Origin of the sequence: Halorubrum sp. CSM-61 (genome assembly GCF_003781945.1) — an archaeon.
Taxonomy (GTDB): domain Archaea; phylum Halobacteriota; class Halobacteria; order Halobacteriales; family Haloferacaceae; genus Halorubrum.
In genome coordinates this window covers 329,042-342,485 of record NZ_RJJW01000004.1, presented here as the reverse complement: position 1 = coordinate 342,485, position 13,444 = coordinate 329,042, and the positions used below count along the sequence as shown (strand labels likewise).

Genomic DNA, 13,444 nt, shown 5'->3' with positions numbered 1-13,444 from the left:
TCCCTACTTCAATCGCCCAGCGCGGCGTTCGATCTCGCTCCACAAACGACAAGTCGATCCAGGCGATACGTTCGCTGAGGCGGTCGAATTCTGTCATAGACACTCAGAAATCGTCCGCCTCATCCTCTAACTTAACGCGACCGAGCGACGGCGACGATTGTTTATAAATGAAGTGCGGTGGCGCGCGCCTCCGAGCGCCCGCAGGGCGCGAGGAGCGCGTGCGAGGGAGTCTCTGGCGGCGATAGCCGCCAGCGACGAGGCTGGGGAGGTGTGAGGCTGCGGTGCGGTTGCGGGCGGGGTGGGACTCAAAGGGGCAGTCGCTGAGGGCGGCGCAGGCGACGCAAGCACCGCAAGGAGTGAGTAGAGCGAACGACTGAGGAGCGCAGCGAGCGTGCGCCGCCCTCAGCGGCTGGGGCTTTGGAAGTGTTCACCCCAGAGTCGTCGATCACTTATAAACAACCGCACTGTCACAGTGATTCACGTACTCCCGCTATCGATCAGAAATCACTCTATTGCGGCCGGTCGTTTCAGATGGTGATCGGTTGAAAATCCGCTTCGAGCGCGCCGGTCGGTCTCGTCCGATCGGTTAGTCGTTAATTCGGAGCGCCCGGAGACCGAATAGGCGACGGCACTCGTCGGAATACTGTCTACTGTCGCCGCGCGATCAGCGCCGCCGCGATCGCCGCGATCAGGGCGGTCACGACGCCGAACCCGGGCGCTTGGCTCTCCGAGCCGTCGTTTCCGTCGCTCGTTCCGTCCTCACCGTCGCTCGTCCCGTCCTCGCCGTCGGTCGCTCCGTCCTCGCCGTCGGTCGCTCCGTCCTCGCCGTCGCTCGTCCCGTTCTCACCGTCCGCGGTCCCCTCGCCTTCCGTCTGCAGCTCCTCGACCGCGGTCGCGAGCGTCTCCGTCGACTCGATCACGCTCCGCGGGGCGGGCTGATTGAGGTAGTTCACGTTCATCACGACGTAGTTCCCCTCGACGCCAGCGGTCGTGCTGGCGTACGGTTCCTCGTCGAGAATCGGCGCCTCGGGGTCGGTGACGAGGATCAGTTCGGGGTCGGTCTGGAGGATGACCTCGTTCGAGAGCTGCGGGTAGCCGTCGCCCTCCGCGGCGGCGACGTTGTCGGTGCCGCCGATCCGCATGATCTCGTCGATGAACGTGTTGCCGCCCGCGACGAACCCGTCGCCGAGCGGGTACAGCGCGGCGGGGCGGTCGAAGTCGGCGGTCCGGTTCTCCACGTCCGCCACCGCCTGGTTCATCTCCGCGTTCGTCTCGGCGGCGGCCTCGCAGCTCCCGACGAGTCGCCCGGTCGTCTCCGTCTTCTCCGCGATGTCCTCGACCGAGGTCGCGGCGGGGAAGTGGTACACCGTGAGGTTCTGCTCGCGGAGGTCCGCGACCTGTCCGGCCGAGGCGTTCGGCGCGAGCACGAGGTCCGGATCGGTGTCGACCACGCGCTCGACGCTGACGCCCAGCCCCTCGGCCGAGACGTCCGTCTTCTCGTCCGCGCCGTCGAGGTAGGCGGCGTACTGCGTCACGCCGACGACCCGGTCTTGCGCGCCGATCTCCCAGAGCGTCTGGGCGGCCGACGGGTTGATCGTCGTGATCCGCTCGGGGCGCTCCTCGAGCGTGATCGTCGTCCCCGTGGCGTCCGTCAGCTCGACGGGAAACTCGCAGCTGGCGGTGTCGTCGCCGTCCGTCTGGTGGAGGCTCGGCCCGTCGGCCGCGTGCGCGGTCGGGGTCTCCGTCGTCTCAATCGTCGGCTGTGCGCCCGCGGCCGGGCCCGCGACGCCGCCCACGAGGGCGGTCGCCACGAGCAGGGCCATCGCGATGACGTACCTGTCTCGCATCGCATCGACGACGGCGCTCGTTCAATAAGTATTTACCTACTACAAGTTTTGTTGGAGAACGAATGAGTGCGTGGGACCGAGCCGCGGGGTGGTCGGCGGCGTTAGCGGCGACGCTGGCCCTCGTGGTGGTCGCGAGCGCCGCGATCGGTCCCGTCCGCGTCCCGCCCGCGGAGGTCGTGAAGGCGGTGTTGAACGCGCTCGTCGTCCCCGCCGGGATCGAGACGACCTCGTCCGGGGTCGGACCGCTCACGCTCCCGAGCGTCGATCTCGCGTACCGGTCGCCGTTCGAGTTCCCCGTCGACCGCGTTCACCAGCAGATCGTCGTCGGCGTCCGGCTGCCCCGGATCCTCATGGCCGCGCTCGTGGGGTTCGCGCTCGCGGCCGCCGGCACGGTGATGCAGGGGTTCTTCCGCAACCCGATGGCGGACCCGTCGATCATCGGCGTCTCCTCTGGCGCGGCGGTCGGCGCGGTCGCCTTTATCGTCTTCCCGGTCGCGCTGTCGACGACGCTGTCGCTCCCGGTCGTGGGCGCGGTCGACGTGGGGGTCTCGTACGGCGCGGGCGTCAGCCTCTTCGCGTTCGTCGGCGCGCTCGCCGCCGCCTTCGGCGTGTACGCCGTCGCGACGCGGCACGGGCGGACCCCGGTCGCGACCCTGCTTCTCGCCGGCGTCGCGATCCAGACGTTCCTCGGCGCGGTCATCTCGTACCTCCAGCTGCAGGCCGGCGAGTCGCTCCGCCGGATCGTCGCGTGGCTGATGGGCCACCTCTCCGGGGCCGCGTGGAGCGACGTCGCCGTCACGGCGGTGATCGTGCCGCCGCTTTTCGCCGTCCTGCTGGCGTACGCGCGCGACCTCAACGTCATGCTGCTCGGCGAGGAGGAGGCCCACGGGCTCGGCATCGCGGTCGAGCGCACGAAGCGGATCCTGCTCGCCGCCTCGGCGCTCATCACGGCCGCGGGCGTCGCCTTCGCCGGGATCATCGGCTTCGTCGGCCTGATCGTCCCGCACATGCTGCGGCTGGTCGTCGGCCCCGACCACCGCGTCCTGCTCCCGAGCGCGGCGCTCGCGGGCGGGTCGTTCCTCGTCGCCGCGGACACGGTCGCCCGGGCCGGGAGCACGGAGCTCCCGGTGGGGATCGTCACCGCCGCCGTGGGCGCGCCCTTCTTCGTCTACCTGCTCGTGACGCGGGAGGTGCACGAGCTGTGACTACGGAATCACCGGTCGCCGACGCGGACTCCGCCGCCGGCGTGGACTCCGCCGCCGGCGTGGACTCCGCCGCCGGCGTGGACTCCGCCGCCGACGCGGACTCCCCCGCCGCGGGAGACGCCGAGCCCCCGCCGATCGAGGTCAGCGACCTCTCGGTCTCCTTCGGCGACGTGCCGGTCGTCTCGGGGGTCGACCTCCGGGTCGAGCGCGGGTCGCTCGTTGGGCTCGTCGGGCCGAACGGCGCGGGCAAGACGACGGTCCTCCGGGCGATCAAGGGGACGCTCTCGCCCGACGCCGGCGAGGTCAGGCTCGACGGCGACCCCGCGGCGTCGCTGTCCGCGCGCGAGGTCGGACGACGGGTCGCCAGCGTCCCGCAGGAGACGGGCCTCGCGTTCGACTTCCGGGTGCGGCAGGTCGTCGAGATGGGGCGGACGCCGCACCTCGGCCGGTTCGACGGTCACGGGCCCGACGACGAGCGCGCGGTCCGCGAGGCCATGGACGCGGCGGGCGTCGCGCGCTTCGCCGACCGGGCGATCACGGAGGTCTCGGGCGGGGAGCGCCAGCGGGTCCTGCTGGCGCGGGCGCTGGCACAGGAGACGCCGTCGCTGCTGCTCGACGAGCCGACGGCGAGCCTCGACGTGAACCACGCGGTCCGGACCCTCGAACTCGTCGGGGACCTCGTCGACGACGGTCGGGCCGCGCTCGCGGCGATCCACGACCTCGACGCCGCCGCGCGGTACTGCGACGAGCTCGTCGTCGTCGCGAACGGCGGAGTCCGGGCCGCCGGCCCGCCCGCGGAGGTGTTGACGGCGGCGACGCTCCGGGACGCGTTCGACGCCGAGGCGTTCGTCGGCGAGAGCCCGGCGACGGGGACGCCGACCGTCACCGCGTTCGACGCGGCCGACGGAGGCGACGCGAGCGACGGGGGCGACGGGGGCGACGCGAGCGACGGGGGCGACGCGAGCGACGGAGACGGACCGGACGACCGAACCGACCCGCGCCGCGTTCACGTCGTCGGCAGGGGCCGCCCGGCGGGGCGGGCCGTCGCGCGGCTGGCCGCGGCGGGCCACGCCGTCTCCGTCGGCGTCGTCCCCGAGGGCGACGCGGCCGCGGGCGTCGCCGCCGACGCGGACGCGAGAGCGGTGACGGCGCCCCCGTTCGCGGCGGTCCCCCCCGAGCGACGGGCCGAGGCGGTCGCGCTCGCTCGCGAGGCCGACGTGACCGTCGCGGTCGGAGAGATCGGGCGAGGAGGGAGGGGAGCAGGAGTGAGAGAGGGCGACGACCCCGAAGCGAACGCCGCGGTGCTCGCGGCCGCCGATCGCGTCGTGCGCGTCGGCGAGGACGGCGACCGGTTCGGCGACGACGACCTGCTCGACGCGGTGCGGGAGGTCGACGGGGACGACGCGTCGGACCGATGAGACCGGCCTTAGAACAACCCTGTTGAAAGCCACTTGTCCAGCGATCTCTCAGTCCCAAACCCGGGTGGATCGACCTCGGCATCACAAACATCGTCACGGTCGCGTTCCCCGATGAATACGTCCTGTATCCCGGCAACTCGCTCAAAGAAGACAAACTACTTCACCAGAGCCGAGTACGACACCGAGGGGAGAGTGGCCCATCAGAGCAGTCGATGTGGGCGCGTCGGAAGCTCTCCGAACGTGAGACTCACTTCTACCACGTCCACCTGCTCGAAGTGTGGAGACGACACGAAATCAAGCCGAGTCGAGCGTGGCCTGTTCGTCTGCTCGTCGTGTGAGTTGGACGGGAATGCGGACTGTAATAAACGGTTGATCGAACTCGCTCAGTCGTCGCCCTGCGCGTCGACGATCACGACCTCGCCGTCCTCGACGGTGACGTTGATGAGCGTCTTCACGTTGTAGTCGGTCTGGTCGAGCTCGTTTTCGCCCGCCTTCTTGATCACGGCGACCACGTCGACGACCTCGGCGCCGACCTCGTCGGTGAGCGCGTCGAGGATCGCCTTCATCGTGCCGCCCGTCGAGAGCACGTCGTCGAGCACGAGCACGCGGTCGCCCTCCTCCACGTCGTTGATGTACATCTCCGACTCGGAGTAGCCGGTCTCCTGGAACAGCGGGACCTCGCCGTCGAGTCCGTACTGGCGCTTGCGGATGACGACCAGCGGGATGTCGGTCATCAGCGAGAGCGCGGTGGAGATGTGGATCCCCATCGCCGCGGGGGTGACGATCTTGTCGACGTTCTCCAGCTCCGCCTTCCGGATGATCCGGATGACGATCTCCCGGAGGAGCTCCGGTTTGAGCATGGGAACGCCGTCGCTGATCGGGTGGACGAAGTACTGGTACTCGCCTTTCTCGATGATCGGCGCGTCGAGGAGCGACTGCCGCAACTGGTCCATGTCGCCGGTACTCGGGCGGATTAATAAAGCGTGGCGGTTGATCCCTTCGGTGCGGGCCGATGACACGGTGCGAAAACGAAGTCCCCGATCAACCGCGTCCGCCGCATCCCCGCCCGGCCGCTAGCCGCTCTCGGCTTCGTACTCGCGCACGAGTTCGGCCACGTACCAGAATTTCAGGAGCATAGACACGCCTCCCGCACACGCTGACTGAACAGGTTTCTTGCGGTACGCCGCGACGATCGCGTAGATCGTTATCGGGATGTTCGCCACCGTGAGAACGTTCGGATACGACAGACCGACGAATCCGCGGCCTTCGTCCTTCCACCATCGCTCAGCGAGGACGACACGAGTCATCCACGCGTCGTTGTCCTCGGGGGGATCGAACAGTAGCGGATTACTCACGGTGAATATGACGGCCGCTATCGCTACCTTCCAATTCCGATGATAAATCGCGTAGAGGATGGCCGGGAGGAGGATCGTTCGACTCCATCCGCTCTTCGGATTCGAATGCCGCTTCCAGAACGTTTCCTCGAATTTAGTTACTCGGGATGACACACCGGCCACATCGTGCCGTGATAATATAAACACTGACTCCGCACTGGCCGGGGATATCGACGGATATCGTGGGAGGTGCGTTCCCCGTATTCAGCATCAGAGATACGTCAAATAGCGTGTATTTCGACGGGATCGACACGGTCAATTCGTCGCCGCCTCTCACTCGAACTCCGGCTCCCGCTTCTCCAAGAACGCCGCCATCCCCTCGCGCTGGTCGTGGGTGCCGAACAGGCCGGACCACGCCCGGCGCTCCAGGGCGAGCCCGCCCCGCTGGGTGCCGTCGTGGACCGCGTTGAGCGCCTCCTTCGCCGCGCGAGTCGCGAAGGCGGGCTTCGCGGCCAGCTCCTCCGCCAACTCGTCGATCCGGTCGTCGAAGGCGTCGTCGTCGACGACCTCGCCGACGAGGCCGACTTCGGCCGCCTCCGCGGCGTCGATCCGCTCGCCGAGGAAGACGAGTCGCTTCGCGGTCTCGTCGCCGACAAGCCGCGAGAGCCGCTGAGTTCCGCCCCAGCCGGGAATGATCCCGAGGTCGATCTCGGTCTGCCCGATCACGGCGCTCTCGGCGGCGACGCGGAGGTCGCACGCGAGTGCAAGCTCCGAGCCGCCGCCGAACGCGTAGCCGTCGAGCGCGGCGACCGTCGGCGCCGGGAACGACTCGATCGCGTCCGCGACGCGGTGGCCGAGCTCGGCGTACGCCTGCGCCTCCGGCGTCGACAGCTCCACCATGTAGGAGATGTCCGCGCCGGCGACGAACGCCTCGTCGCCCGCGCCGGCGAGGACGAGCGCGCGGGCGCCGGCCGCCTCGGCCTCCGCGAGCGCCGCCTCGATCGCTTCGAGCGTGTCGACGGTGAGCGCGTTGAGCTGTTCGGGCCGGTCGACGGTGATCGTCGCGATATCGGTTTCTTCGTCGACGTCGAGCGTGATCGTGTCCCACGTCATACCGGCTCCTCGTTCGCCGCCGTGAAAGTCGTTCGGCAGGCGGAGTTCGATCGGCGGCAGAGAGCCGAGCCGTCAGATCTCCTCGCGGCTGTCGATCTCGCTGTAGATGAACCACGCGGTGGTGTAGGCGCCGATGAACAGCAGGTAGCCGAACACGAGTCCGACGAGCTGGCGCGAGCCGAGGCCGCCCGGCAGCGTCCGCGAGAGGATCGTCAGCGCGACGACGAAGACGATCAGCGAGAACAGCCCGGAGAGGGCGTACACACCGAGGTCAGAGGTGAGTCGATCGCGCACGCTCACGACAACGCGGGCCGCCGATAAACCATTTCCGGTCGCGGCGGGGCGTCGATCGGTTGCGCGGATTGCAACCCCTATATGCCCTCGGCCGTACGGTCGGGTATGAACGGGAACCGGTTCGGTCGGCTCTTCCAGGTGACGACGTACGGCGAGAGCCACGGCGACGCGATGGGCGTGACGGTCTCGGGCGTCCCCGCGGGGGTCGAGCTCGACGAGGAGGCCATTCAGGCGCAGCTCGACCGGCGCAAGCCGGGTCAGTCGATGATCACCACCTCTCGGGGGGAGCCCGACGAGGTCGTCGTCAACTCCGGCGTGCAGGACGGCTACACCACCGGCACGCCGATCGGCATGGTGATCCAGAACAAGGACGCGCGCTCGGGCAAGTACGAGCCGTACGTCACGGCGCCGCGTCCCTCCCACGGCGACTACACCTACTCCGCGAAGTTCGGCACGCGCAACTGGGGCGGCGGCGGGCGCTCCTCCGCGCGCGAGACGGTGAACTGGGTCGCGGCCGGCGCGGTCGCCGAGCAGGTGCTCGACGCCTCCGAGTACGACGTGGAGATCAAAGCGCACGTGAACCGGATCGGCGACGTCGAGGCCGACGACGTGTCCTTCGAGCAGATCCTCGCGAACAGCGAGGAGAACGACGTGCGCTGCGCCGACCCCGAGGCCGCCGCCGAGATGCAGGAGCTGATCGAGGAGTACCAGGAGGCGGGCGACTCCATCGGCGGCTCCATCTACTTCGAGTGCCGAGGGGTCCCGCGCGGGCTCGGCGCCCCGCGCTTCGACGGCTTCCCCTCCCGGCTCGGACAGGCGATGTTCTCCATCCCGGCGACCACCGGCGTCGAGTTCGGGCTCGGAAAGGACGCCGTGAACGTGTCGGGCAGCGAGCGCAACGAGGACTGGACGTTCGACGACGGGGAGTCGTTCGACCACGTCGAGAGCGAGGAGGGCGACCCGGTCCCCGTCGGCAACGACCACGGCGGGTTACAGGGCGGGATCACGACCGGCGAGCCCATCTACGGCGAGGCGACGTGGCACGCGCCTACCTCGATCCCTAAAAGGCAGCGCTCCGCCGACTGGGAGACGGGCGAGGAGAAGGACGTGCAGGTCGTCGGCCGGCACGACCCCGTCCTCCCGCCGCGGGCCGTCCCCGTCGTCGAGGCGATGCTCTACTGCACCGTCCTCGACTTCATGCTGCTCGCCGGCCGGATCAACCCCGACCGCGTCGACGGCAACCCGGGTCAGTACGACACCGACTACCACCCGAGCAGCCCGGACAACGAGTAGCGGGCGGCCGAACCCTTCGACGACGCCTTTCGCTTTTCTCGCGTTCGTAGAGACCCAACCGGGCTCTCGCCATCACGCTTATTACAGAGTATTACGAATTATTTCGCATGCCGATCGGGATCGACGCGTTCGACGACGAACCGGAGGCGGCTCTCGACGTGGCGGTCGGGACTCAGCCGTACCGCGTCCTCTCGTTCCTCGCCGAACACGACGACCAAGCGTTCACGCAGACCGAGGTCCACGAGCGAACGGGCATCAAACGCGGGAGCGTCGGCGCCGTGCTCTCCAGACTGGAGGACCGCGGACTCGTGCGCCACCGCGGCCGGTACTGGGCGATCGCCGAGGACGACCGGCTCGCGTCGTTCGCCGCACAGCAGGCGGCGAGCTCGGCGTCGACGACGGACGACTACTACGGCGGGGACGAAGCGTGACCGGCGACCGCGGGACGGTGGTTAAGGGCCCGGATCTGTTCGCGGACAACGACTTTCGGCCGTACGTTCGGATCAACGACGACACCCACCCGTTCTCGGACGAGGAAGCCGTCTACGTCGCCGCGACGACGGCCCGACGGTCGGCCGCGATTCCCCTCACTGAGGCCGACTTCGTCGCCGGCGGACTTCCGCGAGAGACGTACGTCAATCCATGGACCGTCGTGACGATACGACACGCGGATATCCACGGGGAAGAGGGGAAACTAACCGACGAGACCACGGAGACGATTGCGAGAGCGACGGCGGGATATCTCGGCGTTCCGTGACTGTTAGCCGGTGGCGATCGATATCCAGTCTTCCTCTTCTGGCGACCGCTCGCAGGCGTCCCCCGCGGTGAGGTCGTGCTCGAAGATCCGCGAGCCGCAGTAGGCGCACGTCTGGTCGGCGTCGGGCGCGGAGACGGTCGCGGACACACGTCCGGAGACGGGGCGCGTCGCATTGAAAAGGCGTCTCGGCCACGCGCCGATCACACGACGATGACTGCGTCGACGACGACGAGCAGCACGAAGCCGACGAGGAACGCCCCGGTGGCGGCGTCGGCGTGGCCGTGGCCGTGCGAGGAGGGGATCAGCTCGCGGAAGACGACCGCGAGCATCGCGCCCGCGGCGAACCCGGAGGCGACGGGGAACAGCCCGGCGGCCAGCGAGACGAGCAGGAAGCCGAACACTGAGGCGACGACCTGCGGAACGAGCCCGGAGAGGGTGGTGTACCAGAGCACTCGCGGGTTCGACATCCCGGTGTCGGCCATCGGCACCGCGAAGGCGAACCCGTCCGGCACGTTCTGGAGGCCGATCACGACCGCGAGTACCAGCGCGACCTCCTCTAACCCGGAGGCGAACGCGACGCCGATCGCCAGCCCCTCCGGGGCGTTGTGGAGGGTGATCGCCCCGCCGATCAGCAGCGCCTTTCGGAGGGTGACCTCCCGTTCTGCGGCGGCGTCGGCGGACTCGGTGCGGGCAGTGGACTCCCCGGAGTCGCCGGGCTCCTCGGAGCCGGCGGCCGCTACGGGATCGGCGAACTCCGAAAGCTGACGGTCCGGCCGCTCGCCCGCGTCGGGTATCGACATCGCCGCGGCGTCGTCGCCGGTCGCGCCGCCCTCGGGGAGCCACTCGCGGTACTGCGCGTGGAGATGGGGGATGGCGTAGTTCCCGGCCAGCAGGCCGAGACCGCCCAGGAGCAGCCCCGCCATCACCGCCGTGAGCGTACCTTCCTCCATCCCGGGAATGATCAGCCCGAAGACGCTGGCCGCGACCATCAGCCCGGCCGCGAGCCCCAGCGCGGCGTCGTAGACGCGGTGCGTGACGCGGGCGCGGAAGAACACCGGGAGCGCACCGAGCCCCGTGGCGACGCCCGCGACGCTGCTCACCGTCACCACGTCGACGAGACCGGTCATGAAAACGGGTTCCGCGCCCGCGCTCTTAAAAACGCCGTCCGGCGACGCCCCGGCTCACGCTTCGACGATCTCGCGGAGGTCGCTCCCGTAGACGCCGACGGCAACCGCCAGCGTCGCGAGCGCGCCGACCGGGATCACGGCGAGCCAGCCCGACGTGCTCCCGACGCCGAACCGCGTCGCCACGCCGACGGAGACCCACAGGCTCGCGGCCGCGGCGAGCGCGAGGAGCCCGCCGGTGACGCGCCGGTCCTCCCGGCCGAACGCGACCCCCGCCGTCGCGCTGGCCGCGGCGAGGAGGTGAAAGCCGATCGCGAGCGGCCACGCCCGGATCGACGCCGGGAGCGCCCCGAACGGGCGCGGCTGCTCGAGGAAGTACGCCCACACCGGGTAGCCGCCGGCGGCGGCACCCGAGCCGGACGTACTCAGGAACCCCCAGAGGCTCACGACCGTGAGGTCGTCGCCGGGGAGCACGGCCATCGGGACAGCGAGGAGAGCGACGACGAGGAGCCACTCGCCCCGGCGGGTGACGCGGGCGACGCGACCGGAGCCACCGGAGCGTCGGGAGCGACCGGCGCGGTCGCTCGACTCCGGTCGGCGCTCCTTCGTCGCCTCCGATCCGGGCTCTCCGACCATGCGATCGCCTCGACGGGCCGGGGGTAAGTATCGTCCGGAGGCGGTCTCGGGTCCGGGGGACGGCAACGCTCTTTGTGTCGGGGGTCGCTTGCTTCGGTATGCGAGTCACCGTCGTCGGAAGCGGCTACGTCGGAACGACCCTCGCGGCCTGCCTCGCGGACGCGGGTCACGACGTGACCGCCGTCGATATCGATCCGGACGTGGTCGCGGCGATAAACGACGGGCGCGCGGCCATCCACGAGCCCGGCCTCGACGACCTGCTGGCGGAGCACGCGGGCGACCGCCTCCGCGCCACGACCGAATACGACGGCGTCCCCGACGCCGACGTGACGTTCCTCGCGATCGGCACCCCGTCGAACGAGGACGGGAGCATCGACCTCGGGGGGCTCACCGCGGCGGCGGAGATGACCGGCGAGGCGCTGGCGGGAGCGGGAAACGGCTCGAGTGCGGGAGACGGCTCGGGTACGAGCCCCGACGACCGCCACCTCGTCGTCGTCAAGAGCACGATCACGCCGCCGGGGGTCGAGCGGGTCCGCGAGGCCTTCTTCGAGGGCGCGGGCGACGCGGCCGACGGCGTCGAGCTCGCGACCAACCCGGAGTTCCTTCGGGAGGGGACCGCCGTCGACGACTTCCGGCACCCGGACAAGGTCGTGTTCGGCACCGACTCCGAGTGGGCGACGGAGCGGCTGGAGGCCCTGTACGAGCCGCTGCTCGCCGCGACCGACGCGGACGCGCCGGTCATCCGGACCGACCCCGAGACGGCCGTGATGATCAAGTACGCCAACAACGCGTTCCTCGCGTCGAAGATCTCGCTGGCGAACGACCTCGGAAACGTCTGCAAGCGGTTCGGGATCGACGCCTACGAGGTGATGGACGCGGTCGGACTCGACGATCGGATCGGGGCGCAGTTCCTGCGCTCGGGGGTGGGATGGGGGGGATCCTGCTTCCCGAAAGACGTCGACGCCATCCGCGCCGCGGCCCGCGAGGCCGGCTACGAGCCCGCGCTCCTCGACGCCGCGGTCGCGGTGAACGACGGCCAGCCGGAGCGCATGCTGGAGCTGCTCGACGCCCACGCCGACGTCTCGGGCGAGCGGGTCGCGGTGCTCGGGCTCGCCTTTAAACCGGGTACCGACGACGTCCGGAACTCCCGCGCGATTCCGGTCATCGAGGGGCTGCAGGCGCGGGGCGCCGACGTGGTGGGGTACGACCCCGTCGCGACCGAGAACATCCGGGAGCGGTTCCCCGAAGTCGAGTACGCTGACTCCGCCGCGGCCGCGCTCGACGGGGCGACCGCGGCCCTCGTCGTCACCGACTGGGACGAGTTCGCGGCGCTCGACGACGCGTTCGACGCGATGGCCGGTGCGGCGACGGAGGGGCCGGTCGTGATAGACGGGCGCCGGGTGATCGAGCGGCGCGAGGGGCTCACCTACGAGGGGCTCACCTGGTAGCCGGGGTTGTTCGTCCGTCTCCTCCCAATTTATATAGCCTGAGTGAAATAACCGAGTATGGCGGCCCTCCAAGCCCTCCGTCCGGCAGCCAGTGGCGTCGTTCGCAACCCCGTTCTGGTCCTCGTCACGGCCCTGTACGGGCTCTTTCAGCTCCCGAACCTGCTCGTGGAGTCGACCAGTCCGGTGCTCGCGGCGGCGATCTCGCTCGTCACGTTCGGCGCGATGGTCCTCTTCCTGCCGTTCTTCCAGGGCGGCGTGCTCGGGATGGCCGACGAGGCGGTCGCGGGCAAGACGCGTCTCGGTACGCTGATCGCGGTCGGGAAGGCGAACTACGTCCCGCTGCTCCTGGGCTACTTCGTCCTGCTGGCGATAAACGTGGTGTTCGGGTTCGTCGCGTTCATGGGCGTGGTCATCGTGGTCATCGGCGGGTCGGTCGCCGGGATGGACGGCGGAACGGGGGCCGGGATGGACGGCGGCACCGGCGCGGGCGTCGACGCGTCGGCTCTCGGCTTCGACCCCACGCTGCTTGCGGTCGTGGGCATCGTCGCGGTCGGACTGGTCTTGGCGTACCTCCTCGTCACCTTTTTCGTCCAGTTTTACGCCCACGCCGTCGTCTTAGACGACACCGAACTCGTCGACGGGTTCCGCCGCAGCGCGGGACTGGTCCGGTCGAACCTCCTCAGCGCGTTCGGCTACACCGTGCTGCTCGCGGTCGGCAGCGTGATCGTCGGCGTAGTGGCCGCGGCCGGGTCGCTCGTCTTCGGCCCGCAACGGCCCGCCGGCTCCCCGTTCGCGGAGGCCGTCTCGATCGAACCGACCCTGGCGATCGTCGCCGCGATCGCGATCGGCTACGTCCTCCTGACCGGGGTGGCCGGCGCGTTCTACGCGACCTACTCGGTCGCGTTCTACCGGGAGATTAGCGGGACCCGGGACGCGGCGAGCGCGAACTGACGCCGCCGGAATCTCGCCGCCCGA

At 69.7% G+C, this 13,444-nt stretch carries 15 protein-coding genes and 1 pseudogene; 8 read left to right on the top strand and 8 right to left on the bottom strand.

The window, feature by feature from the left end; genetic code table 11:
* Positions 1-647: 647 nt before the first annotated feature.
* Positions 648-1,847 (bottom strand): PGF-CTERM-anchored ABC transporter substrate-binding protein, encoded by a 1,200-nt coding sequence (locus EDM04_RS09670; RefSeq protein WP_123621523.1) that lies wholly within the window; start codon positions 1,845-1,847, stop codon positions 648-650.
* A gap of 62 nt (positions 1,848-1,909) precedes the next feature.
* Here EDM04_RS09670 and btuC point away from each other — a divergent pair, with 62 nt between their 5' ends.
* The 3 genes and pseudogenes from btuC to EDM04_RS19135 all read left to right on the top strand — a co-directional run.
* Positions 1,910-3,052 carry a vitamin B12 ABC transporter permease BtuC gene (gene btuC / locus EDM04_RS09665; protein WP_123621521.1) on the top strand — a complete coding sequence of 381 codons (1,143 nt, stop codon included), beginning with the start codon at positions 1,910-1,912 and terminating at the stop codon, positions 3,050-3,052.
* A 77-nt stretch (positions 3,053-3,129) separates the two neighbouring features.
* Positions 3,130-4,470, top strand: coding sequence for an ATP-binding cassette domain-containing protein (locus tag EDM04_RS09660; RefSeq protein WP_241154886.1), 1,341 nt, complete (start codon positions 3,130-3,132; stop codon positions 4,468-4,470).
* A gap of 68 nt (positions 4,471-4,538) precedes the next feature.
* Positions 4,539-4,932: pseudogene (locus EDM04_RS19135) on the top strand (hypothetical protein); the annotation flags it as partial.
* Here the strand turns inward: EDM04_RS19135 and hpt are convergent.
* From hpt to EDM04_RS09635, 4 genes are all read right to left on the bottom strand, one after another.
* A complete protein-coding gene (gene hpt, locus EDM04_RS09650) occupies positions 4,854-5,423 on the bottom strand; it encodes a hypoxanthine/guanine phosphoribosyltransferase (RefSeq protein ID WP_123621519.1) in 570 nt (189 codons plus the stop codon). The pseudogene EDM04_RS19135 and the gene hpt sit on opposite strands and share 79 nt — an antisense overlap.
* A gap of 120 nt (positions 5,424-5,543) precedes the next feature.
* On the bottom strand, positions 5,544-5,978 hold the full coding sequence (locus EDM04_RS09645) for a DUF6653 family protein (protein WP_123621517.1): 435 nt from the start codon (positions 5,976-5,978) through the stop codon (positions 5,544-5,546).
* Between the two features lie 159 nt (positions 5,979-6,137).
* Positions 6,138-6,917, bottom strand: coding sequence for an enoyl-CoA hydratase/isomerase family protein (locus EDM04_RS09640; RefSeq protein ID WP_123621515.1), 780 nt, complete (start codon positions 6,915-6,917; stop codon positions 6,138-6,140).
* Positions 6,918-6,989: 72 nt separating this feature from the next.
* The gene (locus tag EDM04_RS09635; RefSeq protein WP_123621513.1) at positions 6,990-7,211 is read right to left on the bottom strand and encodes a hypothetical protein; all 222 of its coding nucleotides are present in this window, start codon (positions 7,209-7,211) and stop codon (positions 6,990-6,992) included.
* A gap of 105 nt (positions 7,212-7,316) precedes the next feature.
* Here EDM04_RS09635 and aroC point away from each other — a divergent pair, with 105 nt between their 5' ends.
* The 3 genes from aroC to EDM04_RS09620 all read left to right on the top strand — a co-directional run bounded on the left by aroC (position 7,317) and on the right by EDM04_RS09620 (position 9,261).
* The gene (gene aroC / locus EDM04_RS09630) at positions 7,317-8,504 is read left to right on the top strand and encodes a chorismate synthase (RefSeq protein ID WP_123621511.1); all 1,188 of its coding nucleotides are present in this window, start codon (positions 7,317-7,319) and stop codon (positions 8,502-8,504) included.
* 107 nt (positions 8,505-8,611) lie between these two features.
* Positions 8,612-8,935 (top strand): helix-turn-helix domain-containing protein, encoded by a 324-nt coding sequence (locus tag EDM04_RS09625; RefSeq protein WP_123621509.1) that lies wholly within the window; start codon positions 8,612-8,614, stop codon positions 8,933-8,935.
* Positions 8,932-9,261 (top strand): hypothetical protein, encoded by a 330-nt coding sequence (locus EDM04_RS09620; protein ID WP_123621506.1) that lies wholly within the window; start codon positions 8,932-8,934, stop codon positions 9,259-9,261. The genes EDM04_RS09625 and EDM04_RS09620 overlap by 4 nt, the downstream gene beginning before the upstream one ends.
* 3 nt (positions 9,262-9,264) lie before the next feature.
* Here the strand turns inward: EDM04_RS09620 and EDM04_RS18515 are convergent, their stop codons facing one another.
* The 3 genes from EDM04_RS18515 to EDM04_RS09610 are packed head-to-tail and all read right to left on the bottom strand — an operon-like array spanning position 9,265 to position 11,021.
* Positions 9,265-9,408 carry a hypothetical protein gene (locus tag EDM04_RS18515; RefSeq protein WP_164471113.1) on the bottom strand — a complete coding sequence of 48 codons (144 nt, stop codon included), beginning with the start codon at positions 9,406-9,408 and terminating at the stop codon, positions 9,265-9,267.
* Positions 9,409-9,461: 53 nt separating this feature from the next.
* Positions 9,462-10,388, bottom strand: coding sequence for a ZIP family metal transporter (locus tag EDM04_RS09615; protein ID WP_123621504.1), 927 nt, complete (start codon positions 10,386-10,388; stop codon positions 9,462-9,464).
* Positions 10,389-10,442: 54 nt separating this feature from the next.
* Positions 10,443-11,021: a TIGR04206 family protein gene (locus tag EDM04_RS09610; RefSeq protein WP_123621502.1), complete on the bottom strand. Its 579-nt coding sequence runs from the start codon at positions 11,019-11,021 to the stop codon at positions 10,443-10,445.
* A gap of 98 nt (positions 11,022-11,119) precedes the next feature.
* Between EDM04_RS09610 and aglM the strand changes: the two genes are divergently transcribed.
* Both aglM and EDM04_RS09600 read left to right on the top strand, forming a co-directional pair.
* The gene (aglM, locus tag EDM04_RS09605; protein ID WP_123621500.1) at positions 11,120-12,469 is read left to right on the top strand and encodes a UDP-glucose 6-dehydrogenase AglM; all 1,350 of its coding nucleotides are present in this window, start codon (positions 11,120-11,122) and stop codon (positions 12,467-12,469) included.
* A 57-nt stretch (positions 12,470-12,526) separates the two neighbouring features.
* On the top strand, positions 12,527-13,420 hold the full coding sequence (locus EDM04_RS09600; protein ID WP_123621498.1) for a hypothetical protein: 894 nt from the start codon (positions 12,527-12,529) through the stop codon (positions 13,418-13,420).
* Positions 13,421-13,444: the final 24 nt, after the last annotated feature.

Bases quoted from the DNA above. Each gene is read 5' to 3' on its own strand.
- EDM04_RS09640 (WP_123621515.1), bottom strand. From the start codon at position 6,917: ATGACGTGGGACACGATCACGCTCGACGTCGACGAAGAAACCGATATC.
- btuC (WP_123621521.1), top strand. From the start codon at position 1,910: ATGAGTGCGTGGGACCGAGCCGCGGGGTGGTCGGCGGCGTTAGCGGCG.
- EDM04_RS09625 (WP_123621509.1), top strand. From the start codon at position 8,612: ATGCCGATCGGGATCGACGCGTTCGACGACGAACCGGAGGCGGCTCTC.
- EDM04_RS09610 (WP_123621502.1), bottom strand. From the start codon at position 11,021: ATGGTCGGAGAGCCCGGATCGGAGGCGACGAAGGAGCGCCGACCGGAG.
- aroC (WP_123621511.1), top strand. From the start codon at position 7,317: ATGAACGGGAACCGGTTCGGTCGGCTCTTCCAGGTGACGACGTACGGC.
- EDM04_RS09615 (WP_123621504.1), bottom strand. From the start codon at position 10,388: ATGACCGGTCTCGTCGACGTGGTGACGGTGAGCAGCGTCGCGGGCGTC.
- hpt (WP_123621519.1), bottom strand. From the start codon at position 5,423: ATGGACCAGTTGCGGCAGTCGCTCCTCGACGCGCCGATCATCGAGAAA.
- EDM04_RS09670 (WP_123621523.1), bottom strand. From the start codon at position 1,847: ATGCGAGACAGGTACGTCATCGCGATGGCCCTGCTCGTGGCGACCGCC.
- aglM (WP_123621500.1), top strand. From the start codon at position 11,120: ATGCGAGTCACCGTCGTCGGAAGCGGCTACGTCGGAACGACCCTCGCG.
- EDM04_RS09600 (WP_123621498.1), top strand. From the start codon at position 12,527: ATGGCGGCCCTCCAAGCCCTCCGTCCGGCAGCCAGTGGCGTCGTTCGC.